This window comes from Wolbachia endosymbiont (group B) of Camptogramma bilineatum (assembly GCF_947251825.1).
GTDB lineage: Bacteria > Pseudomonadota > Alphaproteobacteria > Rickettsiales > Anaplasmataceae > Wolbachia.
This window is the reverse complement of sequence record NZ_OX366391.1, coordinates 1,114,522-1,138,910: the sequence shown is the minus strand read 5'-3', so window position 1 is coordinate 1,138,910 and position 24,389 is coordinate 1,114,522. Positions and strand designations below refer to the sequence as shown.

Genomic DNA, 24,389 nt, shown 5'->3' with positions numbered 1-24,389 from the left:
TATGGAAGAAGTTGTCTTCTCAGGTATTCAGCCAAGTGGAGTATTACACTTGGGCAATTATCTTGGTGCAATTAAGCAGTGGATAGGCTTGCAGGATAAATATAAATCTCTTTTTTGTGTTGTTGATCTGCATGCAATCACAGCAAATAAGCTTCCCGCAAATGAATTAAAAAATAATATTTTTAAAGCAGCAGCAACTTATATTGCATGTGGAATAGATCCGGAAAAGTCGATTATTTTCAATCAATCCGCAGTTAGTGGTCATGCAGAATTGGGCTGGCTGCTAGGGTGCTATACACCAATTGGTTGGCTTAATCGTATGACTCAATTTAAAGATAAGGCTGGAAGCGATAGACAAAAAGCTTCTCTTGGGTTATATAGCTACCCAGTACTTATGGCTGCGGATATATTGCTGTATCAAACTAAATATGTTCCTGTTGGCGATGATCAAAAACAGCATTTAGAACTTGCACGTGATATTGCATCAGCTTTTAACAATCATTATAAATGTAGTCATTTCATCATACCTGAAATCTTAACTTTGGATTGTACATCAAGGATAATGAGCTTAAGAGATGGAGCAAGCAAGATGAGCAAATCTGATTCTTCAGAATACTCATGCATTAACCTTGACGATACAGATGACTTGATTGTCAAGAAAATAGAAAAAGCAAAAACAGATTCAATTCTAGGCTTTGATTTTGCTACTTTAAAGTGCCGTCCAGAAGTAAACAATTTGGTAAACATTTATTCAGTGCTTAGTGATTTAAATGTGGAAAAAGTGTGTGAAGAAGTGAATAAACATGATATGAAACACTTTAAAAAAGAGTTAGCTGACTTAATCATCAGTGTTATATCACCCATACGTGAGAAGTTGAACGGTCTTTTGAAGGATCAGCTCCATTTACATAAAATATTAAAAGAAGGTACAGAAAAAGCAGCAGAGATTGCAAATAACAATATAAAAAAGATCAAGGATATTATAGGGTTTGTTCAATAGGTTACAACTATTTCTTCCCATGGCTTTCAAATCGTGCAGCTATTTTCTTTACACTAACATGAGTGAGAAGAGGTTTTTTACTAACCGGAAGTTTAGAATCGGACTTTGCTGTTATGGGGTTCATTTTAGATCTTTTATTTCCTACCGGAAATGAGTGAGATTGGGAGGCAGTTTCTTGCGATGGTGCAGGATCTTTCTTCATACCGATATCTGCTTGTGTTGCAGGGGTGGCTTTGCTCTTAGCAACTTGATTTTGCTCAAATTTTCCTACTATTGACTTTACTCTACCGTCCTTCTTGTTATTTACTTTTTCTTTTATAATAACCGCTTTTACTTCTGATGCTGCTTTATCAGCAGATTTTTTCAGGATTGGTTTACTTTCAGCTGATTTTTGCGAAGTCACTTCTACTATTATTGGTTTCGTGCTCACTTGTTGATCAACAATATCTAGCCTTTTAGGATTTGACAGTATTTCAGATTTATCTTCTTTAGTTTCTTGCCTAATTTCTTGATTGGTAGCGTTTAGCGCTGGTGGCTCTGGAGCCTGTCTCTTTTTATATCCTCTTCTTGTTCCTGCATTTTTCTTAGGTTTCGTTTTGTGAGTTGGCTCCTTTTTAGCTAACTTTGAGTCTTCCGAATCTTTTGTTGAAGATTTACTACTTTTCTCTTGATAATTTGATATTTCCTCATGTCCAGACTCTTCACTTAATGAACTTTCATAGCCTGAATCTTCAGGAGATACATTCTCTATTTCTGGTTTAAAGTGTACCTTTTTTGAGGCAGTAGGAGGTGGCGGAGGTGCTGTTGTTGGCCGTTTTATTCTCTTCATAACTAATTTTCCTACCGGCTGTTTTCCTTCTTGCAGCTTAGGAGTATCTTCCTTCTGCTTTGATGTCGTTTTATTTTCCGTGCTTACTTCGTATGATTTATGTTCTTTATTGCCTTTTCCACTCTGTTTCGAATCTAAAATTTCTTTAAGTCCTTTCTTGAATAGATTAATTGTACTTAAAATATTTGTGTATTCGGCTGCTTTTTCTATAGTGAAACCTGATAATTCATCACCAACAAAATTTTTTATGTCATTATCATTAGTTGGAATATCTTTTCCCAAGACTCTATCTAATATCCCTTTTAATGTTCCAATAAAACCGAGTGGCTTTGTGCTCAAAGGTTCTACATAATTATTCAAGTCGCTATATATAACAAATTTGGCTACATCTTTTGCGTTGTTTGTAAAATTCTTCAGAGCTTGAGATAAATCTTTCAGTGTTTCATCATATTGTTCATTAATTTTTTTTGTATCCTTCAGCTTTATGACTCTTATCAAAGAATTGAGATTTTTATCATAATTGTCACTTTTAAATAGATCACTCATACCAATTACTGTTTATCGTTTACTCAAATATAAATTCAAAGTATTAAGACCGAGTAAATGTTATATGACTTGTCCTCTGACTCATAAACGCTTGCGTTCCTTAATGTGCACAAAAATTTCAATAATCTTCAATCAGCAATAGTATAGAAATCCAAAAAACAAGTAGCTAACACTGGAACCTAGGAATTATGATTGGGCACAAGTTGATGAGTATAGTTGTTTTATGTTGAAATACAGCATTTATGGAAAGATTAGATGTCAGTCTAGAATGACACCCTTTCTGGAAAACTCGGATTACAGTGTTTGTATAACTTAATAATTAGAAACTAAAGGAGTTCTTTTTTAAAAAACTTAAGTTATACTTATAAGTATTTGATATCTTTTGTAGTGATTATGTCGAATTTAAGCTGCCTTTATGGCGATAATGTCGAATTTGTGGAAGAAATTTATAGCCGTTACTTGCAAGGCGATAAATCAATTGGAGAAGATTGGTACAGAATTTTTTCGAGCAATTTAGAAGTTAATAAAGCAGAACCCTGCAGAGCACAGAATGAAGCTAAGGTAGATGTTGATGATTTAGCAAATTTTTTCAGATTTTATGGTCATTTTTTTGCAGACTTAAATCCATTATCACCGAATGTAAATAAGGAAATAGATTATCAAAAATACTTGAATCTTTCTCCTACAAGTGACACTAGAATCTACAGAGATATTTACTGCAAGAATATCGGTTTTGAATTTATGCATATTTCCTCTTATGAGGAAAGAGTTTGGCTGCAGGAGAAAATTGAAAATCAGGTCTATACGCTAAGCCCTCAGGATAAAAAAGAAATACTAAGGCACTTGATTGAATCTGAGATGTTCGAGCAATTTCTCCATATGAAATTTCCTGGATATAAGCGTTTTTCTATCGAAGGTGGGGAGTCAGCCATTGTTGCAATTGAAAGAGTTATTAGTGATTCTGCAGCTTTTGGTATTGAAGAAATAGTTCTTGGTATGGCCCACCGAGGACGGCTCAATGTTCTAACCAAAGTGATGGGAAAAGATTATGCGGCAATGCTGTCTGAATTTCAAGGCAACCTTGCATATCCAAGTGGTCTTGAGGTGTCTGGTGATGTCAAATATCACCTTGGTTACTCTTCTGATCGAGCACTTGCTGGTGGTAAAAAAATACACTTAAGTTTATGTCCTAACCCATCTCACCTTGAGGCGGTAAATCCGGTTCTAGCTGGAAGAGTAAGAGCAAAACAAAATACGAGATCTGTGCTTGGCATATCAATTCATGGTGATGCAGCTTTTATCGGGCAGGGAGTGGTTGCCGAAACCCTTACTTTGAGCAACATTGAAGGTTATACAGTAGGTGGTATCGTGCATATTGTTATTAATAACCAAGTTGGTTTTACCGCCAACCCATCCTGCGCACGCTCATCTTTTTATTGCACTGATGTAGCAAAATCAATAGAAGCTCCAATATTTCATGTTAATGGAGATAATCCAGAAGCTGTGAGTTTTGTTGCGAATTTGGCAATGGAGTATGTGCAGAAATTTAAAAAGGATGTGGTGATTGACATAATATGCTACCGCAAATATGGCCATAATGAAGGCGATGAGCCAAATTTTACTCAGCCACTTATGTATAAAGCAATATCAAAGCATAAAACTCCAGGCACGCTGTACGAAGAGAAGCTGACTGCAGAGAAAGTGCTAGGTAGCGATGAAGTAAGTAAATTACGCAGCGAATTTAGAACAAGATTGGATAAAAGCCTTACTGAGTCAACGACTTATACTCCAAAAAAAGCTGATTGGTTTGATGGAGTGTGGTTAAAACTCAGGAGAGCAAAGTTGAACGATTTGAGTGAATATTATACGGACTCTGGTGTTTCACCAGATGAGCTAAAAAAATTAGGTGTACACATAAATAGCAATATTCCAAGTAGTTTTAATCTCAATAATAAAGTCAGAAGAATACTTGATGGCAGAATAGAAAGTATAAATTCCGGTAGCAACATAGACTGGGCAACTGCTGAAAGTCTTGCATTCGCGTCATTGCTTAAAGAAGGAATAGGAGTGCGCTTGTCAGGACAAGATTCTGGTCGCGGTACCTTCTCGCACCGTCATTCAAGACTTGTTGATCAAGTAACAGAAGAAACGTTTATTCCACTGAACAACATAAGTGAGAAGCAAGCTCGCTTTGAAGTTATAGATAGCGCACTATCTGAGTATGCTGTGATGGGTTTTGAATATGGATATAGCCTTGATTCTCCTTATTCACTTGTGCTCTGGGAAGGGCAGTTCGGTGATTTTGCAAACGGCGCGCAAATTATGATCGACCAATTTATCTCATCTGCAGAAACAAAGTGGTTGCGGTCAAGTGGTCTAGTTCTACTTTTGCCTCATGGTTATGAAGGGCAGGGGCCTGAGCATAGTTCTGCTCGTATAGAGAGGTTTTTGCAGCTCTGTGCAGAGGATAATATGCAGGTGGTTAATTGCTCTACTCCTGCGAATTATTTTCATGCTTTACGCCGACAAATTAATCGAGATTTTCGTAAGCCTTTAGTGGTGTTTACACCTAAATCACTATTGCGTCATAAAAGCGCAGTTTCTAACCTTTCTGACTTTGAAGGAAAATTTCTTACGGTAATTCCAGAGTGTAGAACAGGTTTAGTTGCAAGTGATAAAATACGTAAAGTTGTAATATGTAGTGGTAAAGTTTATTACGACATAATTGAAATGCTTGAAGCACAAAAAATAAACGATATAGCAGTAGTGCGTTTAGAACAATTTTATCCATTCCCGGCCGATAAACTAAACAATGAACTCGAAAAATATAAGAACGCTGAAATTATATGGTGTCAAGAGGAACCAAAAAATATGGGAGGATGGTTCTTTGTCAACCCATTGATAGAAGAGGTATTGTCTGGCCTCAATGCTCAAGCAAAAAGACCTAAGTGCATTGCAAGACCTGCTGCTGCATCTCCTGCATGTGGTTATGCTAATATCCATGCTCAGCAACAAGCAGAAATTTTGAAGCAAGTTGCGCAGGTACAACTGTACAAACACTGAGCGGCTTCAAGCAGACTTATTAATTAGACTCTAGCACTTAGATAACTTACAACAATCAAACCTTTTATATACTTATACAAATATAAAAAGACTTTTATTTTTTTATAAAAGTATAATATTTATTAACATTTTCATTTATTTTTCTTAATATAGTTAATATAGTTAATATTAATATTAACTATATTAAGATATATATGAAGACAGAAATATTTGAGAGGCTAATAGGGCAAACTAGACTACGCAGCGATAGCAAGGCTAAAATCATACGGTTAAATAGAGACAAAAAGGCTTTTATAGATGAGGATAAAAAGTCTATCGAATTAGCTGAGGCTATTTTTGCAGAAAATAATATGTTTCGTTTTCGTAAACCAGGTCCTGCTACGGATTACATTTTGCACAAACTAATAAATGATAGAAAGCTTCTCGAGGAAATGAAAGATAGAGGTACAAGTATAATACGTCTTTTTTCTTTGCTATCAATGTATCGTGGTCTTCCTAAGTGCTATGTTGTGAGAAAAGAAGGGTGTATTACTGAGTTTGGAATACTTACTTATATTGACGAATGTTTAGAATCAGTACCTTTAGAAGACTTTATACTTATTGAGTCTGCTTCGTACCTAGAGTACATTTTGTTTGAGAATGATGATATTAGAAATAGGTTAGCTGAAGATTTGACTGAAGATAAAACAAAATTAGATATTTTCGTAAATGGAATTTTAGCAATAAATAGCTCGGATTTAGTATTATCTTGTATCAACACAATCGAGGCTTTTAATGAGGAAGCTAGAAATTTTGTCAATCACATACAGAAAACTAATAGGATGGACTACCTCTTTAAGGAAAATGGTACAACACTTGTAAAGTTAGTTCTAAAAGAATTATTAAAACTTTCTATTTTACAAGAAAGAGAAAACACTACATTAGAATTTCCTCAAATTTCGAGTGTGGAACATTGTAATGGGCGATAGACTTTAAAATGTGCAAGGCTCATTTAAATATGAGCCTCAGTATCGCTTAACTTTTATGGAGCATACTTTAACTTTATTTCACTTCCACCAAGGGAATATTGTTCCAGCTATTGCTGCCATAGTTATCAATAGAAGCGTTTAGGTAATCTGTATCAAATCGTACTGGTACATCAAATTCGAAGCTTGCAGTAATTATTCTGCCTTTTGCTGGTGGTTTCATAAATGCTATTTCTCCAGTTGAATAATTCACTGAATATTTTTCTGTCTTTTCACCATCTAGGTAAATTTTTATTGTATCATGCACTGGCTTTTTAATAGTTCGTGTATGCTTGTCTTTTCCACTTATGTAAGTTTTCATCAGTTGAAAGATCGTTTTTTTATCGTCTCCTATGCCAATTTCTTGATTGATAACGGTAAAGTCTGACCAATCCTTAAAACGAAATCCTATTGCTTTACCTTTTCGTGCCTGAAAAAATGTTATGAGTTCTGTTAGCTGCTCGTTTGACCTAACTCCATAAGCTATGTTATACCTGGCACGTGCACGAGACCAATTGATATTGCGCTGCTCACAACCATTATGAGTTGTTACAACGTCAGTGGAAAATTCAGGTCCTCCAGTAGAGCCATAAGATATATTTTCTGGAAATCTAATTTCTGTAAATGACATATGTCCTCCTGTAAAAATAAAGTTGAGTTGATATAGATGAAGTAGGAAAGATCTTAAATTTTTGAAGCTGCTTTATCAATCAGGCTATAAATTTTAAATCCCGTTTCTTCTAAAAAAGTAAAGGTGTTGTTTTCTCCTACCTTACCTTTCAGTTCGTTAATGTCTTGATGACTCTGCGTTAACTGATATACACAAACACATGCAATGGCTAAAGCAACTCCAGCAAGACATGCTAAAGGAATTGGTTGGGTAAAAATAGCAACTGTAGCAAATGCTGTGAATGCTATAGCTGTTATTACAGTAGCTATGCTATAAATAGCTTCGCTTCTGTAACTATTGATTAATTTCTTTTCTATTTCCTCTTGTTGTGTTTCTTGCCCTTGTTGATGAGAAATAGTAATTACTGTATCTGTATGAATTGGCTCAGTAGCGCTGGTATTAATTCTCTCTTTTTGTGTTTCATGATCTTGCACAATTGCTGATTTGCTAGTTCTGATATTATATTGTTCTTCTTGCTCTGATTGATCAGAAGCAGGAACTTCTTTCACCTCACCAAAGATTTCTTCATTAGAAACTGGTTGACTTTCTGTTATATCTTCAGAAATTTCACTTAGGAGTGGCACAAAATGCCTCATGTAATTCACTACTCCTACAGTTTTTTTGCTACTATCTATCTCTAGTTGATTGAGATTTATATCTTGTATAAAAACTTCTGGATCATCATCATGTGCTGTAATTTTAGTTACCGTAACTTTTTGACTATCTTCCTCTATTGAATAAATATAAAGTTCCACTTTGTACTTGTCGCATATCATTCTACCTTCAATGTTTGGACGACCCCATATAGCTAGAGAATTAGTTTCTGTAGACATATTTTTAATGTTGTTTAGATATTTAGAAAAAGACTTGGAATTATCTGGCTTAATAGTAACTTTTTCTCCTTTTTCTTTTCCATCTTTGCTTATTTCTTCTTCTTTATCTTTACTTGTTTCATATTCGTCATAGTCGTCTAGTAACCAATCATTATCTGTGCCATACCTACTTTTCAAAATCTCTGAAATCTTCTCTTCTCTATCTTCACGATATTCCTCTAGTAACCAGCTAAAAAACTCCTCTTCTGTATATTTGGTTATTATTTCTTCACCTTTACACCAGTCTGTTTGTGCAGATATGCCTTTTTCATCTTCGCTATTTCTTTCCTTCGCTATTACTTTGCTATCCAAATTTCCTTCACCTACAAAGTATCCTCCTTCTTCAGCATCTCCTGTTATTTTTTTATAAACCCACGAATTTGCATTTGCTCTAGCATAATTTTCACAATCTTCTCTTAATGATTTTGCGGTAAAACGATGACCAGGTTTTATATTTAGCTCATTCAATCCTTGAGCCAAGGAGTCAAAAAAGCAATCTCCTTCTGATATAGAAGCTCCTATTTTTAGCTTTTCAGGATAAGCTCTCTTTAGCTCATTCAATAAACTACTTCTTTTTGTTTTTTGTGCCCGAAATTTATAAACTAGTCTTTCTAGCCTTTGAGAATAAAAAGAGTCTAGATTCTTAAATAAAAATTGACTTAATTTTGTGCTTTTTTCGACTTGCCGAAAAAGAGCAATTGGTTTTCTGTTGAAATTTTTCATGTTATAACTCCAAAATAATGATTGTATTTTAATAGATTAATCAGCCTAGGAAGGCTAATTACTTAAGGTCGTGCTGTGTTGCAAGCAAACATCACCTACTTTTCTTGAACTAATATGTAGCCTATACATATTGTTACTTAGTATATCTTAACTATACTTAAACTCTCTTATGCTGTCAAGCAGGGAATTTATTAATCTTTTAACTCATCCACTTTTTTGCGTAGCACATTTAAATCAGTTGCTCCTACAAAAAGACTATCTCCAATTATCAAAAAAGGTGTACCGCCTACTCCTAAATTCCTTACTAAAAGTTTGCTGTTGTTTATCATTTGCTCAATTTTGTCTGCATTATTTTTAATAGAGTTATTAAAATCGTTCTCGTTAATCCCTATATTTTTCACTATACCTAATATAGTTTTATCTGAAAATTCTCCTCTGTGATCTAGTGCAGCATAGTGAAAATCTAAGTACTTTTCTTTATCGATAAAATAAGTTGCTAAAGCACCTTTTGCTGCCTTTAAAGAATTGTTACCAAGTATTGGAGCATCTCTAAAGATATACTTAATTTTGCCATCATTGATCAATTGTTTTACATCGTTCTTTATAGCTTTGCAATATCCACAAGAATAGTCAAAAAAACCTACAGCTATGATATTGCTATTTTCATTTCCCGAGTAAGGATAAGTGGAGTCGAATATTTCATTTTTATGCTGAGAAATTTTATTTTTGGTTGCATTAGCATAACTATTTTTAGCTGACTCTTCCTGGAGAGCTTTTAGAACTCTATCAAAATTTTTACTGATGTAATTATCCAATCTCTCACCTATATAATCATCATTTAAGTTCTGACTGCGGTGTGAAAGCCAATTGTTTATTACTGGTAAACTTGCTACTGCAAGTATAAAAATCAATAAAAATGGTATCTTAGACATATACTTAGTTAAAGAATACAAATATTAAAGAAATGCTTAATGTTAAAACATTTTTATCAAGAAATGCAAACTTTATAAAATGAAATTTAAGATATTTTTGTAAAGTTCATCATAAGATTTGGTGATGAAAAATTTTGCAGAGTAAGGCATTTATAAAGATTTAGATAGTCTTTACCACTATTTCTAGCAAATTGTAAGCAAAAAAGTTGATTATCTTGTAATCGCTGCATATAATATCGGTAAGCGCGTCGCTAAGTAATATGAACACACTAAGTCTTACATTTCCGATAGTGTTGTTCGGATATAATAGAATGATTTTTCAATAAATGTAAGTAAAAAATGAGGTTTTTAAAAGCTGTCTTTAACTTAGCAATGTTAGCATTTTTTGTAGCTTCGACAGCTGAAGCAAGGTGGAGTAAGTACGAAGATGCTTCTGTCGAGGTTAAGTTTTCTAATGTTAACATTAATGTTAATAGAGATGGTACCTACGAAACGGAAGTAGAACTACAAGCAAAAATACTCAAGGAGTCTGGGCGTGATAGATTTTCTCTGTATAGTTTAATCTACAATGATGATAGTGCAGATTTGACTGTTTTAGAAGCTAAAACAGCTTATAACGGAGAGGAATATATAGTCACTGAAGACATGATAGAGGATAAACCGCTAGCTAGTCCTAGTAAAGGCTTCGATCAGTTAAGGCAAGTAACTATATCGTTTCCTAAAATAGAAATTGGTACAGAAGTATATTTAAGGTATAAACAAGTTAACAAAAAGGTTCCTGTTGATAATTTTTATGGCTTGAGCTTTTCTTATCATGGGGATTATTTACAAGCAGAAAATACTAAAATCAATTCTGAATTACCCCTGGAGATTAAAGTTAATGATCCAAGAGAAGTATTAGAAATCGCTGAGGAAAAAAATGATGATATACACTCTATAAGCATTGCTTTAAAGAAAGCAGTTTATGAAAACACAACAAATGAACCACATAATGGAATATTGAACATAAAACACAACACTTGGGTATCACTTTCAAGCTTATCTGAATGGGAGGATTTAGCTAAAAAATTAGCTCCTGGATATCATAGCGTCATCAATCAGCCGCTTCCTGCAACTTTTGAAGCTATAGCAGAATTTGCTGCCAATGAGAGTACCGATGAGGAGAAAATTAATGCAGTTACTTCTTTATTGAATGAAAAAGTTCAGTACATGGGAGACTGGCGTACAGTGTCAGGAAAATTTTTTCCGAGAGATTTGGAGAAAATTGCTGATTCTCAAGTTGGGGATTGCAAAGACTTTTCTGCTAGCACGGCTGCTATTCTGCAAAAACTTGGTTATAAAGTTCAACCTATTTTAGTTATGAGAGGAACTAGTAGTATTTCCAATCCTGAAGCATTACCTAATATGGGTAATTTTAATCATGTGATGCTCAAAGTAACAAATAGAGGTGGGAAGATATATTGGATCGATCCAACTAATACCGTCAGTATGGCACAGGGTGTTTTTCCAGACATTGCTGATAGGAACGCTCTAGTACTGGATTCTGAGGAAGCAGATTACATAAAGATTCCTGCTGTACAAGGTGAAAATTCAAAAGTGATATCCCATAGTGAATTAACTATAGAAGATAACGTTGTAAATGAATATGGCCAGCTTACCGTGCAAGGGGAAGCAGCCTTAGGCTTAACAGGTGTTGGATTATATTATTCAGATGAGCAATTAAGAGATTCTGTTTTTCGTATGATTAGTGGAGTATATCTTGATGAAGAAGAAAAGAAGTTCTTAGAATTGCCTGACCTTACCTTGCGTAATGTAGAGGATCTTACAATAAAATATGAGTTCCAGCAAAAAAATAAGATTTTCAAGACAAATCTAGGGCCGGCTTTGAATTTAGGAGATAATTGGCTTAATGATGTTGTCAATACAGCTTCTGACCAAGTGTCAGACCTTTTTATTGGTGTTCCTAAAACTAAGGAAAGCCATATGATAATAAAAGATATCAAAATTAAAAACTGTGAAAATTTGAATTTTGAAATAGATTCTCCTTGGTTATATGTAAATAGGTTCTGTAAATATAAAAATGATGGAACCGAATTTAGCAATTTAATAACCATAAAGAAAAGCTTTATTACCAATGAAGAATTAAAGACTGCTGAATATAAAAACTTAAAAAGCGAATTGGAGAATAATTTTTCTAGAGCCTCTATAATAATAAGTGAATGAGTTGTGCTGGGAAAAGCACTTCTTAAAAGGCTTAAAATTTTTAAAATATGTACAATAACTTACGCGACTTCATCAGAGCATTAGAAGAAAAAAAAGATCTAATTAGAATTAAAAAAGAAGTTTCAACTATTCTTGAAATGACAGAAATTCATCGTAGGGTTTTGTCAAACAAGGGACCAGCTATCATCTTTGAAAATGTTGTCACAGAAAATGGCAAAAATTCAATTCCCGTTTTAGTGAATTTATTTGGTACTATTGAGAGAATTGCATTCGGACTTGGTATAAATTCTGATGAATTAAGGGATCTGGGTAAACTTCTAGCATTTTTGCGATCACCTGAGCCGCCAAAAACCTTCAAAGATGCTGTGAAAATGTTTCCTCTACTAAAAGTTGTATTGTCGATGCGGAGCAAAGTTGTGAGCAAAGCCCCATGTCAAGAGCTGGTGCTAACTGGGGATAAGGTGGATCTTAGTTTGCTACCTATTCAGACATGCTGGCCAAACGAGCCTGCACCGCTTATCACTTGGCCACTTGTGGTAACAAAAGGACCAACAGCAGACAAGCAAGATAATTTCAATCTTGGAATATATCGTATGCAGGTTGTGAATAAAAAAACGACTCTCATGCGCTGGCTTGCACATCGTGGTGGTGCAGGTCACCATAAACGGTGGAAGGAGAGGGGGCAAAATATGAAGTTTCCTGCGGCTGCTGTGATTGGTAGCGATCCTGCAACGATTATTGCTGCGGTAACTCCGGTGCCGGAGACTTTATCAGAATACCAATTTGCCGGGCTGCTGCGAAAAAAAACACTTGAGCTTGTAAATTGTAAAACTATTCCTCTTCAGGTTCCAGCTCATGCAGAAATTGTTTTGGAAGGATATGTAAGTTTGGATAATTACCAAGATGAAGGGCCATATGGAGACCATACCGGTTACTATAATGCTGTTGAACAGTTTCCTGAGTTTAACATCACTGCAATTACAATGCGCAAAGATCCAATTTATCTCAGCACTTTTACTGGCAAACCACCTGATGAACCATCAATTCTTGGTGAGGCACTCAACGAAATCTTTGTGCCGATTCTCATCAATCAGTTTCCGGAGATAGTAGATTTTTATCTGCCCCCAGAAGGTTGTTCATATAGAATAGCGGTAGTGTCGATAAAAAAGGCTTATCCAGGGCATTCAAAAAGAATTGTTATGGGCATACTCGCTTTTCTCAAACAGTTCTTATACACGAAATTTATTATAGTTGTTGATTATGATATAAATATACGTGATTGGAAGGAAGTAATGTGGGCAGTTTCAACAAGAATGGACCCTGTACGTGATACAATCATGATAGAGAATGCTCCAATTGATTATTTAGACTTCGCTTCTCCTGAAAGTGGTCTCGGAGGTAAAATAGGGTTTGATGCAACAAACAAACTTCCACCTGAAACCAAACGAGAATGGGGAAGAAAAATTGAAATGAGCGAGGAAATAATAAAGAAAGTTACAGAGAAGTGGAAGGAATATGGGTTGACAGATGATTAAACTATGATGTAGACTACCGCCGTGTATTTAGGTGTGGTTTGTGAGGCTTTTATATCTTTTATTTTTGTCGGCATGTTTTTCTCTGTATTACTATGTGGGTCCTACATTCTCGCCTTGCCCAAAAGCAACAGTTTGCTTCTCACCTGAACAAGACTGTGCTGTACCGATAATCAGCGAGATAGACCAATCTAAAGAATCTATCTTAGTTCAAGAATATACATTTACTCTTGGAACAGTTGCAAAATCTTTGATTAACGCCAAAGAGCGTGGTGTTGATGTTAAAGTCATTTTAGATAAATCACAACTCCATTCAAAATATAGTGTCATAAGCGAATTGTTTTCAAATGGAATACCGATTTGGATCGATAATAAGCCAAAAATTGCTCATAATAAGGTAATAATTGTTGATAATCAAAAAGTCATCACAGGATCGTTTAACCTCAGTAAGACAGCTAAAAAGGGAAACGCTGAAAATTTATTAATTATTGAAAATTATCCTGAATTAGTCCAGCAGTATGTGAAGAACTGGGAAATACGAATGTCACAATCCTATCAATATGCTCCCTAGATACTTGATATCAAAAAAAGTCTTTTTATTGATAGATGTAATTTCTTGTGAGATAATAAATTAAAAGGTTTTAAGGGGTAGGTAATGGATTACATAAATGATGCTGCTGATAGTTACGCTGCCATTCATGATTTTTTTCAAAATAATGGTGTTGGAGATTACAAAGTTCAATGCAATTATGGTGGTGTACCGTATGCTACTGACGAATATGTACATTCTGGAGACAAATTTTGGAGCAATAATTTTATAGACTCACATTTTGGAAGGGAAATAAAAATGTATCCTCAAAGTGAGCTTTTAGCTAAAGAGTATGCTGGGAATACACTACCGGTTTCAATATCACTAAACGAGGATCTAATAAAAATAAAAGAATGTCAGAAAAAAACTAAATTTGTAGAACTAGAAGGTGAATCAGGTGATATAGTATATGATAAGCAAAAACATATAAAGTACTACACGACAAAGTTATCATATGACGATGTTTCTGTTCATAATAAAAACAAATTTTCAATACTGAATATTAGATATGATATGCCAAATGATACGAGATACAGTTTAAACATAGCCTTCACAAAGGTTAATGATAATCAACCAGGGTTTTGGCAAAAATTTAAAAATATGTTTTAATAAAGTAGCTTCTCAATCAGGAATATTCTGGTGGAAAATGAATATCTACTTAGTAATGAATTTGGTAAGTAGCTACTAAGTTTTTCTTATATCTATACAACGAAGGTTTGCTGGTCTTACATTTATTCTCTGCAAGACAAAAAATTCACATAATTGTACATAGTATGGAATAAATAAACTTCCACTATATTTTTCGATTAAACTTACCTTTTCTCTATTGAACAGATTTCGTATTAAATCTTAAGCTCAACGCACCTAAATATATAAGCATTCCCAGCAAAATCATAGGTATAGAAAGAAATTGTCCCATAGTTAAATTGAACCATAAATAGCCAATTTGATAGTCTGGCTCGCGGAAAAATTCAACCACAAAACGTGCTATTCCATACCACATAACTGCAACTCCAGTTGTTGCACCATAATACAATCTCATTTTGTTCAAGAAAAATAGTGAATTTACAACTACGAAAAGTAGCGCTCCTTCAAAAAATGCCTCATAAAGTTGGCTTGGATGGCGCAATAAATTATCACCACTTTCTGGAAATACCATACCCCATTGCATAGTTGTAACTCTGCCAAATAACTCTCCATTTATAAAATTACCTATGCGACCTAGGAACAAACCTATCGGAACTCCACAAGAAATTAGATCCAGTGTGTAAAATATAGGAATGTTATGTCTTCTACAGGAGATTATTACTGCAAGCAAAACTCCTATAGCACCACCATGAAATGACATTCCTCCTTCCCAGGTCTTTAATATCTCAATAGGGCTGCTTATATAAAAAACTGGATCATATATCAACACGTAGCCAAGCCTGCCCCCAAGAATAACGCCTATAATAGTAGTTGTTAATAACGAATCGTAAAAATTCTTAGTAAAGATTTTTTGATTGTCTAGCTTATGTAAATACCAATATGCAAAAACTATACCAAAAACATATGCTAAAGAATACCAATATATAGAAACAGGACCGATGCTAAAAATAACTGGACTTAAAGACATATTTTACTACAAATTATTCTTAGACAATCTACTTTTCTCACGGTCCCACTCTCTCTGTTTTATAGTTGCTCTCTTATCGTAGAGTTTTTTTCCTTTAACAATAGCAATTTTAGTTTTTGCCAACCCTTTATCATTAAAATAGATAGAAAGTGGCACAACAGTTATTCCAGAGGTTTTGATTTGACCAATTAGCTTATTTATCTCTTTTTTATGCAAAAGCAATTTTCGTTCTCTTTTTGGCTTGTGATTCTTTTGGTTTGCAGCTTTATACTCTGCGATATGCATATTGTTTAGCCATATTTCACCTTTTTTTTCAGTAACGTAAGCATCAGAAATGTTTGCTTTTCTTTCCCTTAGTGATTTCACTTCACTACTTAAGAGGATCATACCTGCTTCAAATTCTTCTAAGATAAAGTATTCAAACCTTGCTTTTCTATTTTCTGCAATAACTTCCATATCTAAAGATATCTTTAAGCTTCAATATATTACAGAACTTTTGGTTTAATTCATAACAAAACAATTATCTCAGTAAATGCAAGTTTGGTTAAAAAAGCTCCAATCTTCCTGCAAGTGTAATTTGTTCCACTCTTCCTACTGCCATTTCAGCCTAGGACTAGCATTACTTAATAAAAAGCTTTTGAAGCCCCATTCAACAGCAAAGTGTAAAGGGGTTTGTCCATCATTGTCCCGCGCATAAACATCTGCACCATTTGCAACTAAAATTTCTGCTACACCTTTACAACCCCATTCAGTAACAAGATGCAAAGGAGTTTGTCCATTATTATTCTGCGCATCAACATATGCTCCGTGTTCAATTAGAGTTCTTACTATATTTTCATTACCAACTTCAGCAGCAAAATGCAAAGGAGTATATCCATTATTGCTCTGCACATTCACATCTGCTCCACATGCAATTAGAGCCCCTACTGTACTTTCATTGCCGCTTTCAGTAGCGAAATGTAAAGGAGTATGCCCATCATTGTTCTGCGCATTAACATTTGCTCCAGATGCAATTAGAGCTCCTACTGCACTTTCATTGCCACCTTCAGCAGCAAAGTGTAAGGGAGTATATCCATCATTGTCGCACGCATTAACATTTGCTCCACTTTCAATTAAAATCTCTAATATGCTTTTGTGGTTCCATTCAGCAGCAAAATGTAAAGGAGTGCACCGATCGCAATCCCGTGCGTTAACATCTGCTTCACATGCAATTAGAGCTCTTACTACATTCTCATAGCCACTCTTAGCAGCAAAATGCAACAATGTAGTTTCTACAGGATCTAGATCACTATGTGTAGTGAATATATGATTGATATTAAATCCACTATCTTTCCAACTCCGTAAATCAATTCTTTCTAATTTTATTTTTATTCGTTCAACTATGTTGTTCTTGCTTAAACCTGAAGTATCATTTATTTCTTCAAGCATTTTTAGAAAATCATCAAGCGTCATAATCTCCACTACTTATTAAAATAACTTGGTTATTATGTTCTTTGACACAAAAATCAAGAACTTTTTATTTTCCTAAAAAATCATTTAAGTTATACTCCAAATCATGAAAGTCAGGCAAAATATTAAGTTTTTTTCTCTATCATTTGTGATTTTATCTTCTCTATGGATTACATTGTCTGGTTATTTTGAGCCTTTTTTTATTCTCTGTGGAGTATTTTCTTCTGTGTTCACATTGATTATCTTTAAAAGGTTAATTGATGCTGAAAGTGCCCTTAGTCAAATTCTAAATGATAGTGGTAGGCTGTCACTTTATCAGCTTATAAGTTATATACCTTGGCTAATTTACCAAATTATTTTTTCAAGTATTTATGTAACAAAAAAGGTGCTACGATTCAAATCTACAGTTGAGCCAATTGTTATTGTAAGAGAATGCATAGGACATAATGATAAGACCATTGCATTATTTGCTAACTCGGTTACGATTACTCCTGGAACTTTAACTATCAATGTTAAAAAGAAGCAGAAAACATATTTATCTACCATATGTTTGATAGATAAAGATCTTGAAAGTGGCATTTCTAAAATAGAAGGTAAAGTCTTAAAAATGCTACACCTAGTTAAGTAATTGCTTTAAATAAGTTAACAGCGTCTCTGTATTCTCTTCTTAGGCTTTCAAGCATTTCTTTTGGAAGGCTATCAATAACAGTAGAACATAAATAATTGTACAAATCTTCTAGCCTTGATATGTTATTTTTTTTCTTGCTGTTGAATTTGTACGGAAAAATGCCCTCCATAATTTCAATATCAACAACCTTATTTAAAAATGCATTTTCACTTGTTATGCTTATTCTTGTAAGTATAGTATTAATTTCAGGTTCATTACTCGTATAAATATCTGATAATTCTGCCATTTTAATGACGTATAAAGTTACTACTTTTGATAAACAATTATCAGAATATTCACAATTTTTTATTACCTCCCACTGAGTAACCTGAGACTTGCTTGTTTTTGCATTGCTTGGTAATTTATTCATTGAATTTTCTCCATTTAATTCAGTGTAGTAAATTATACTAATACTTTGTTAAATAAATAATAACGCAGCCATAAAAATATGCATTTATTTACCATAAATTGTATAATATTCCTAAAATTAAATGTTAAAGTTACTTCAAACTGAATGATTTCTTTAATTCCATATTATCCAGCAGTGTAAAATATTGCTACACAATAGTATTTATTCTAAAATAAACTTTTCTTTTTAGCTATTTTATTAATATCCATTCTTACGGCTGCACTAAAATGAAAAAGATAAAACTCGGAATACTAATTTCAGGTAGAGGGTCAAACATGCAGGCTTTAATAGAAGCATGTCAAGATCAGAATTTCCCTGCTGAAACTGTGTGTGTTATCACAAATAATAGTGAAGCTGGAGGCCTTAAAATAGCAAAGCAAGCAGGAGTTTCAGCGTTTGTTGTTGAAGATAAGCCACTTGATACTGATAAAATTCATGAAATACTTGTTCAACATAAGGTTGATTTAATTTGCCTTGCAGGGTTTATGAGAATTATAAAGGCCAATTTCCTGAATAAATGGCATAACAAAGTTATAAATATTCATCCCTCTTTACTTCCGTCATTTAAGGGCCTAAATGCTCAGGAGCAAGCTCTGAAAGCGGGTGTAAAAATTACAGGATGTACTGTGCATTATGTTACTCCTGAAATTGATGCTGGAGCCATAATCGCTCAAGCTACTGTTCCAGTGTTACCAAATGATGATGTTCACAGTCTCTCAGAGCGCATTCTAGCTGAAGAGCACAAGTGTTATGTTGAAGCAGTAAAATCAATAGCAGAAAGTATTAATTATTGACCTTGAGCGTTTCTTCCAACTTCAACAAAGAATAAATTTTCAGGATTTAGTAAAGAATGTGCCAATTTGTTTACTTCCTCTAATTTAATATTATTAATGGTATTCTTATAATTATTTATACTGTTAACATCACGATCCTCTATCTGCATACTATCTAGCAACGTTGCTGTATTCGCATTATTGGATAGAAAAGAGAAGATAAGATAAGGTTATTTACTAAACTGGTTTTTGCATCCTTGAATAATTGTTCGTCAATTCCTTCCTTTTTTATTCTGCTAAATGTATCTTTTACTGCTGATATAGCTTTGCTAACAGTAGAGCTATCGGTGCTCATAAACCCAAATATAACATTTCCATGTTTATTGGTAACATTACGTGCACTAATACCATAAGTAATACCTAGATTTTGTCTCAACTCTTTCATCAGTATTGAGTTTAGACTCATACCACCAAGCGCATTAATCAAAACACTAGCATTATAGTAATTAGGGTCTTCATATGCTATGCCTTTTTGAGCAAAAAATATTACACTCTGTGGTATATCCATAAAAACGCTCTTACTTTCTGCAGGCCCAAATTCATTTTTTACAGGTATCTTTCTAACTTTTGATCTTTTTGATGGTAATTTAGATAAATACTTATCTAGCAATCCACTAACTTCTTCTTTTGTTGCACAACCAACAACACTAATAACGATATTATCCTTAGTAAAACTACGCTTTATGTATGTTAAAACATCATCTCTAGTAATGTTCATTATAGTGTCTAGAGTTCCATATGGATCTCTTGAGTAAGGATGTTTTTTGAACAACAATGTATCTAACTCTTTTGCAGCAATAAAATAAGGGTCTTTTTCAAAATTATTAAAGTTTACTTTGACTTTTTCGAATACTCTATTTAATCCCTCAGGATCAACTTTAGGGCGCATTATAGCATCACTCAGTAGTGAAATTGCATCCTCTAGATTCTCAGATAAAGTATTTAATGAAACCCTAAATGCTTCTAAATTAGCAATAAAATTTAAACTAATTCCTTTATCCTCAAGCTTTTTCGCAAAATCTTTGGCATCATTTTTTCCTGCTCCTTCTTGAATTACAAGAGAAGTAAACCAAGCAAGCCCATGTTTTTCCGCGTTTTCGTGTGCGTAGCCTGCATCTTTGAACGATATATTGAGTGAAACTTTTGGTAAATCGAAATTTTCAACAAATAAAAACTTAAGCCCTTTATTAGTAGTAACCTCCTCTATATTTAGGTAGGTGCTCGCCTGCAAATTAAAGACCAGACAGAAAAAAAAGTAGAAATATAAGCTTACTTATTCTCATCATTATTACCTCCTTTTGGTAGTAGACGACCAACTAATTTATTAGTAGAAAAGATAGCGTGAACTTTATTATTTACATCCTCTAGATTGACATCATTAATTTTGCTATATGAAATGTCTATTTCATCAAGTGGAATACCTAGTGCTAGACGTGGTATATAAAACATTGCTATATTAGTTAAATCAGATAGATTATCAAGCTGTGCTGCTTTGTATTTAGACTTTGTACTTTGCAACTCTTCACTGGTTATTCCTTCAGAGTTAAAGTGATTAATAGAATTTTCTAACTCTCTTGCAACAGCATCCAAATTCACCCCGCTTTTTGGAGTTACCCGAATCTCAATGTAACCATTACTAAAAGCTAAGCTATTATAATAAGCAAACACTTCTACTGCTACATTCTTATCTAGAACTAAATCTTTATATAGCTTACTAGACTTGCCATTCCCCAAAACATCAACTGCCAAATCAACAGGAAAAGTTTCACTTATTTGCTCAAATAAAGGAACACTATAGCGAAAGTATAAAACTGGCTCTTTTACTTCAGTGCTTTCTAAAATTACCGATATATCTGCATTATGTATTGAATCTTGGTTCGGATAATGCTTAACTACAGGCTCAGCTTTAATTGCACCATATTTTTCCTTTGCTAATCCCGCTACTTCTTCAAATTCTACATCACCAACAACGAGCAGTATAGCATTACCTGGATGATAATAGTTATCATGAAACCTTGTTATGTCATCTTGATTGTAAGTTTTAATATCGCTCTCCCAACCAATAACAGACCTACCATAGCCATTACGATAAAATGCACTGTTCATTTCCTCCCATAGTAAAGCTTCAGGATTATTATCAAATCTCATCTTTCTTCTAATACGATATTTTTTTTCTCTATCTATTTTGTCTTGAGTAACATCAAAATTGCCCATTCTATCTGCTTCAATTTCCATTGCTAGTGGTAAATCTTTTTTGAGAACTAATTCGTAGTAGCAGGTGTATTCTTTAGTGGTAAAAGCATTAAATTGGGCCCCAATGCTGCCCAAAGTGGATTCTATGTCTTTAAATTTTCCTGTAGTTTTAAACATTAAGTGTTCAAAGTAGTGAGCCAAGCCTGCTTTGCCAATTGGGTCATCCATTCCCCCAACTTTATATATTATTGCATGAAAAACAGCTGGAATTCGGTGATTAGGTACTACATAAACATCCAATCCGTTACTGAGCTTAGCATGCTTTATGATTTCAGCTTCCAAAGAAATCGGACAAATGAAAAAAAACACAGGTAGTATAAAAAAACTAAAGAATTTGCGAAGCATTATTTCATTCCTCATTTTGCTTAGAGATAGACCTATCATATATATACCACTTATATAACAATGTACACATTCCACAAACTATAGATAGATCTGCTAAATTAAAGGCTGGCCAATACCAATCATTGATATGAAAATATATGAAGTCATATACAGCTCCCCAATAGATTCTATCAATTACATTTCCGATCGCTCCACCAATCATCAGAGAAAAACTAAGGTAAATTGACTTATCATTAGATTTATATATCAAGTATGCAAGTATACCAATTATTAATATTGAACATGCTGAAAAAAAGAAGCTGCCATGCGGCAGAGTACTACACATTCCAAAGCTAATTCCTGAATTCCAAACTTCAACTAATTTCATAAAACTAGTAATCTCGATTGACTCCCCCTCATCAATCAAAGAGTTTATATACAATTTACTTGTTTGATCGAATGATACTATAATCAATATAATAACTAAACATATCCTTTTCATAAATTTATCTTTAACTGGTAAGCCTTCATTATATCACGATCTATCTGTTTTGTTAACTCGTTAATACTATGGAATTTTTTTTCTGCCCTAATAAATTTTAAAAGTTGTATATCAACCTTAAAATTGTATACATTTTCGTTGAAGTCAAATATATGCATTTCTACTATAGGTTTTTTTAAGTCCTTAAATGTAGGTCTCATACCAATGTTGACTACTCCATATAGCCAACTTGAACTATTTTCAGAAAATGCAACTTTGGCGTAATATGTACCAAACTTAGGTTTTATCATGTAATCTTCTATCGGAATGTTTATGGTTGGAAACCCTATTTCTCTACCTCTACATGCACCTTTTGTTACAATACCAGAAACTTGATAAGACCTACCAAGCAATTTATTAGCAATTTCTATTTCTCCTTTTTGTAAACACTCCCTGATTGAGGAAGAAGAGCAAATTTTTCTATCGATTATCAATGGCTCTAATTTAGTTAAAGAATATTCATACATCTGAGAATATTTTTCTAGAGTTAATATGTTACCCAATCGTTTGTGACCAAAAGTACAACTTTCTCCAACAGTTATATGTTTAGCACCATACTTCTTTACCAAAATCTTACCAATAAAGTCATCGCAGCTAACCTCAGAAAAACCTCTACTAAAATTAATAATATACAAGTAATCTATACCATAGCTGCTGATTAGTTCCTTTTTTTGTTCTTGATCTATTAACCTAAAATTGTTCCTACTAAATAAAACAGTTGATGGGTGAGGCTCAAAAGTTAAAACTGCAGAGGGTAATCCTCTTTCTTTTGCTACATTCTTTAGATTGGAAATTGCAAACTTATGTCCTAAATGAACGCCATCGAAATTTCCGAAAGTTAGTGCCACATTATCTTTTATCCCTTGCTCACAGTTGTAAATAATTTTCATACAATTTGATATTTTATATATATTTTTTATATATAATAGTTGTATTTTATAAACTATGGAGATAAATCGTGAAAAACACTAAAGGAAAAGTTGTAATATATGTGAAGAAGTACTGCCCATTCTGCAAGAAAGCAAAAGAGTTATTGGATGAAAAAGGTGTGAAATACGAAGAAATTGATGTACTTAGAAACTCGGATTTGTTTGACGGTATAAAATCAAAATATAACGTCAGGACAGTTCCACAAATTTTTATTACTGATGAAAATGGTGATTATGTACATCATATTGCTGGATGTGACAAATTGATGGATCTTGAAAAAGAAGGAAAGTTGGATAATATGTTAAATAACAATGAAGATAGCATTAATGCAACAGCTTACACAAGCGGCAGTGATGAACACGAGGGATGTAATATAATACATAATGAAGATTTTATGTGATTTTTTTGTCTTACTGTTGCTGGCATACCCACTTTAAACAATTTTTAATGAATTAAAAATACAATTCATCTAGTGAGTTTTTTTAGTGGGAAAAAATGATAAAAAATATTATAATTGTTAGCAAAAACTTAATTAGTATTGAATTAATTAACAAACAAGATTTAGAGAGTTTCATCAAGATTTTTACAGTGCTTGATAAGCATATAGCAGCTAAAACTCTTTTTACAGAAGAAGTGACAATAGAGTATAAACAACACAATTGCATAGAAGTTGTTGAATTGATAAAAGATACAGGTTTTACATATCATGATGTTGAGAATGTGTTAAATCACCTAAGTAATCATGGAATGAAAGTACCAAGTAGCGTTATAGCAAGCACCCTTTCTTCTTCATACAATCACGCACTTGAGTCTAAGGATGTAGCATTTGCCTGTTCTAAAGGGTTGCCACAATTTTACATCAGGGTAAATAAGAATACCTTTATAATGACTCCTATAAGTGAAGAGAATCTGGAATTGAATTCGCAAAATAGCAAAATGCTTATAGAGTCATTAAAGAGCGAAAAAAGCACTTATGATTGCATAGTGGAAGAAAATATCATCAAAGTTATAGTGCATTCTGAAATACATCAGGCTATAAACTCGATTATAAAATCACTGATAAAGTCTTGCCTTTTAGCAAGAGATGAAGAAGAAAAATTCAAAGAGAAATTGAGACAACTTGCTTTTAAAGATCAAGCTTTCGTTGAGTATTCTAGCATCAAAACCATTCATAGATATCCGAATAACCATCCTCTGAGAAAGCATGAAAGTGTTATTAAAGATATAGAAAATATTTTATGTGATTTCATAATAAATGAGAACAGCGGGTTTGCTATAGAGCGGTTAAATAGACTGGGCTCAGAAGTCTCTCCAAATACTCCAAGAATCATCACTAAAACTATAGATAAGCTTGTTAAGTTTCACTAAAATGTTGTTGGAATGGT

The 24,389-nt window shown here is 33.6% G+C and carries 22 protein-coding genes and 1 pseudogene; 11 read left to right on the top strand and 12 right to left on the bottom strand.

All coding sequences use genetic code 11. The features are described from left to right. Position 1 precedes the first annotated feature (1 nt). On the top strand, positions 2-1,000 hold the full coding sequence (gene trpS, locus OPR44_RS05715; protein ID WP_064085384.1) for a tryptophan--tRNA ligase: 999 nt from the start codon (positions 2-4) through the stop codon (positions 998-1,000). A 7-nt stretch (positions 1,001-1,007) separates the two neighbouring features. On the opposite strand, the gene OPR44_RS05710 is transcribed toward trpS, so the two are convergent. Next, positions 1,008-2,375 carry a hypothetical protein gene (locus tag OPR44_RS05710; RefSeq protein ID WP_264376293.1) on the bottom strand — a complete coding sequence of 456 codons (1,368 nt, stop codon included), beginning with the start codon at positions 2,373-2,375 and terminating at the stop codon, positions 1,008-1,010. Positions 2,376-2,768: 393 nt separating this feature from the next. On the opposite strand from OPR44_RS05710, the gene OPR44_RS05705 reads away from it, so the two are divergent. Together OPR44_RS05705 and OPR44_RS05700 are read left to right on the top strand one after the other, a co-directional pair. After that, positions 2,769-5,438: a 2-oxoglutarate dehydrogenase E1 component gene (locus OPR44_RS05705; RefSeq protein ID WP_265014659.1), complete on the top strand. Its 2,670-nt coding sequence runs from the start codon at positions 2,769-2,771 to the stop codon at positions 5,436-5,438. A gap of 194 nt (positions 5,439-5,632) precedes the next feature. Beyond that, positions 5,633-6,406, top strand: a complete 774-nt coding sequence (locus OPR44_RS05700) for a hypothetical protein (protein WP_213863778.1) — start codon at positions 5,633-5,635, stop codon at positions 6,404-6,406. Between the two features lie 73 nt (positions 6,407-6,479). Here the strand turns inward: OPR44_RS05700 and OPR44_RS05695 are convergent, their stop codons facing one another. From OPR44_RS05695 to OPR44_RS05685, 3 genes are all read right to left on the bottom strand, one after another. Further along, on the bottom strand, positions 6,480-7,073 hold the full coding sequence (locus OPR44_RS05695; protein WP_213863777.1) for a TIGR02217 family protein: 594 nt from the start codon (positions 7,071-7,073) through the stop codon (positions 6,480-6,482). A gap of 53 nt (positions 7,074-7,126) precedes the next feature. After that, positions 7,127-8,545 (bottom strand): OTU domain-containing protein, encoded by a 1,419-nt coding sequence (locus OPR44_RS05690; RefSeq protein ID WP_265014658.1) that lies wholly within the window; start codon positions 8,543-8,545, stop codon positions 7,127-7,129. A gap of 353 nt (positions 8,546-8,898) precedes the next feature. After that, positions 8,899-9,639: a DsbA family protein gene (locus OPR44_RS05685; RefSeq protein WP_265014657.1), complete on the bottom strand. Its 741-nt coding sequence runs from the start codon at positions 9,637-9,639 to the stop codon at positions 8,899-8,901. Between the two features lie 339 nt (positions 9,640-9,978). On the opposite strand from OPR44_RS05685, the gene OPR44_RS05680 reads away from it, so the two are divergent. From OPR44_RS05680 to OPR44_RS05665, 4 genes are all read left to right on the top strand, one after another. Further along, positions 9,979-11,862, top strand: a complete 1,884-nt coding sequence (locus OPR44_RS05680) for a DUF3857 domain-containing protein (protein WP_265014656.1) — start codon at positions 9,979-9,981, stop codon at positions 11,860-11,862. A gap of 47 nt (positions 11,863-11,909) precedes the next feature. Continuing rightward, complete coding sequence (locus OPR44_RS05675; RefSeq protein WP_265014655.1) at positions 11,910-13,397, top strand: UbiD family decarboxylase; 1,488 nt, start codon at positions 11,910-11,912, stop codon at positions 13,395-13,397. A 40-nt stretch (positions 13,398-13,437) separates the two neighbouring features. Further along, positions 13,438-13,965, top strand: coding sequence for a phospholipase D family nuclease (locus OPR44_RS05670; protein WP_265014654.1), 528 nt, complete (start codon positions 13,438-13,440; stop codon positions 13,963-13,965). Between the two features lie 84 nt (positions 13,966-14,049). Then, positions 14,050-14,592, top strand: coding sequence for a hypothetical protein (locus OPR44_RS05665; RefSeq protein WP_264378007.1), 543 nt, complete (start codon positions 14,050-14,052; stop codon positions 14,590-14,592). A 214-nt stretch (positions 14,593-14,806) separates the two neighbouring features. Here the strand turns inward: OPR44_RS05665 and lgt are convergent, their stop codons facing one another. From lgt to OPR44_RS05650, 3 genes are all read right to left on the bottom strand, one after another. Then, complete coding sequence (gene lgt / locus OPR44_RS05660; RefSeq protein WP_265014653.1) at positions 14,807-15,598, bottom strand: prolipoprotein diacylglyceryl transferase; 792 nt, start codon at positions 15,596-15,598, stop codon at positions 14,807-14,809. Between the two features lie 6 nt (positions 15,599-15,604). Further along, the gene (smpB, locus tag OPR44_RS05655) at positions 15,605-16,054 is read right to left on the bottom strand and encodes an SsrA-binding protein SmpB (RefSeq protein WP_015587785.1); all 450 of its coding nucleotides are present in this window, start codon (positions 16,052-16,054) and stop codon (positions 15,605-15,607) included. 135 nt (positions 16,055-16,189) lie between these two features. Then, on the bottom strand, positions 16,190-17,050 hold the full coding sequence (locus tag OPR44_RS05650) for an ankyrin repeat domain-containing protein (protein WP_265014652.1): 861 nt from the start codon (positions 17,048-17,050) through the stop codon (positions 16,190-16,192). A 103-nt stretch (positions 17,051-17,153) separates the two neighbouring features. On the opposite strand from OPR44_RS05650, the gene OPR44_RS05645 reads away from it, so the two are divergent. Then, the gene (locus OPR44_RS05645) at positions 17,154-17,675 is read left to right on the top strand and encodes a Na+/H+ antiporter subunit E (protein ID WP_265014651.1); all 522 of its coding nucleotides are present in this window, start codon (positions 17,154-17,156) and stop codon (positions 17,673-17,675) included. On the opposite strand, the gene OPR44_RS05640 is transcribed toward OPR44_RS05645, so the two are convergent. Continuing rightward, positions 17,668-18,084, bottom strand: a complete 417-nt coding sequence (locus tag OPR44_RS05640; RefSeq protein ID WP_007301944.1) for a hypothetical protein — start codon at positions 18,082-18,084, stop codon at positions 17,668-17,670. The genes OPR44_RS05645 and OPR44_RS05640 overlap by 8 nt on opposite strands. A 266-nt stretch (positions 18,085-18,350) precedes the next feature. Here OPR44_RS05640 and purN point away from each other — a divergent pair, with 266 nt between their 5' ends. Continuing rightward, entirely contained in the window at positions 18,351-18,917 is a 567-nt protein-coding gene (gene purN, locus OPR44_RS05635) for a phosphoribosylglycinamide formyltransferase (protein ID WP_265014650.1), read from the top strand. Here the strand turns inward: purN and OPR44_RS05625 are convergent. The 4 genes and pseudogenes from OPR44_RS05625 to ribF all read right to left on the bottom strand — a co-directional run bounded on the left by OPR44_RS05625 (position 18,911) and on the right by ribF (position 22,964). Beyond that, positions 18,911-20,239: pseudogene (locus OPR44_RS05625) on the bottom strand (M16 family metallopeptidase). The gene purN and the pseudogene OPR44_RS05625 sit on opposite strands and share 7 nt — an antisense overlap. Continuing rightward, positions 20,226-21,554, bottom strand: a complete 1,329-nt coding sequence (locus OPR44_RS05620) for a M16 family metallopeptidase (RefSeq protein WP_265015455.1) — start codon at positions 21,552-21,554, stop codon at positions 20,226-20,228. The pseudogene OPR44_RS05625 and the gene OPR44_RS05620 overlap by 14 nt, the downstream one beginning before the upstream one ends. A 4-nt stretch (positions 21,555-21,558) precedes the next feature. Next, positions 21,559-22,035 carry a signal peptidase II gene (gene lspA / locus OPR44_RS05615; RefSeq protein ID WP_007301940.1) on the bottom strand — a complete coding sequence of 159 codons (477 nt, stop codon included), beginning with the start codon at positions 22,033-22,035 and terminating at the stop codon, positions 21,559-21,561. Beyond that, positions 22,032-22,964, bottom strand: a complete 933-nt coding sequence (gene ribF / locus OPR44_RS05610) for a riboflavin biosynthesis protein RibF (protein WP_265014647.1) — start codon at positions 22,962-22,964, stop codon at positions 22,032-22,034. The genes lspA and ribF overlap by 4 nt, the downstream gene beginning before the upstream one ends. Before the next feature lie 68 nt (positions 22,965-23,032). On the opposite strand from ribF, the gene OPR44_RS05605 reads away from it, so the two are divergent. Beyond that, a complete protein-coding gene (locus tag OPR44_RS05605; RefSeq protein ID WP_006015443.1) occupies positions 23,033-23,404 on the top strand; it encodes a glutaredoxin in 372 nt (123 codons plus the stop codon). Positions 23,405-23,499: 95 nt separating this feature from the next. Next, positions 23,500-24,372 (top strand): hypothetical protein, encoded by an 873-nt coding sequence (locus OPR44_RS05600; protein ID WP_007301937.1) that lies wholly within the window; start codon positions 23,500-23,502, stop codon positions 24,370-24,372. Positions 24,373-24,389 lie beyond the last annotated feature (17 nt).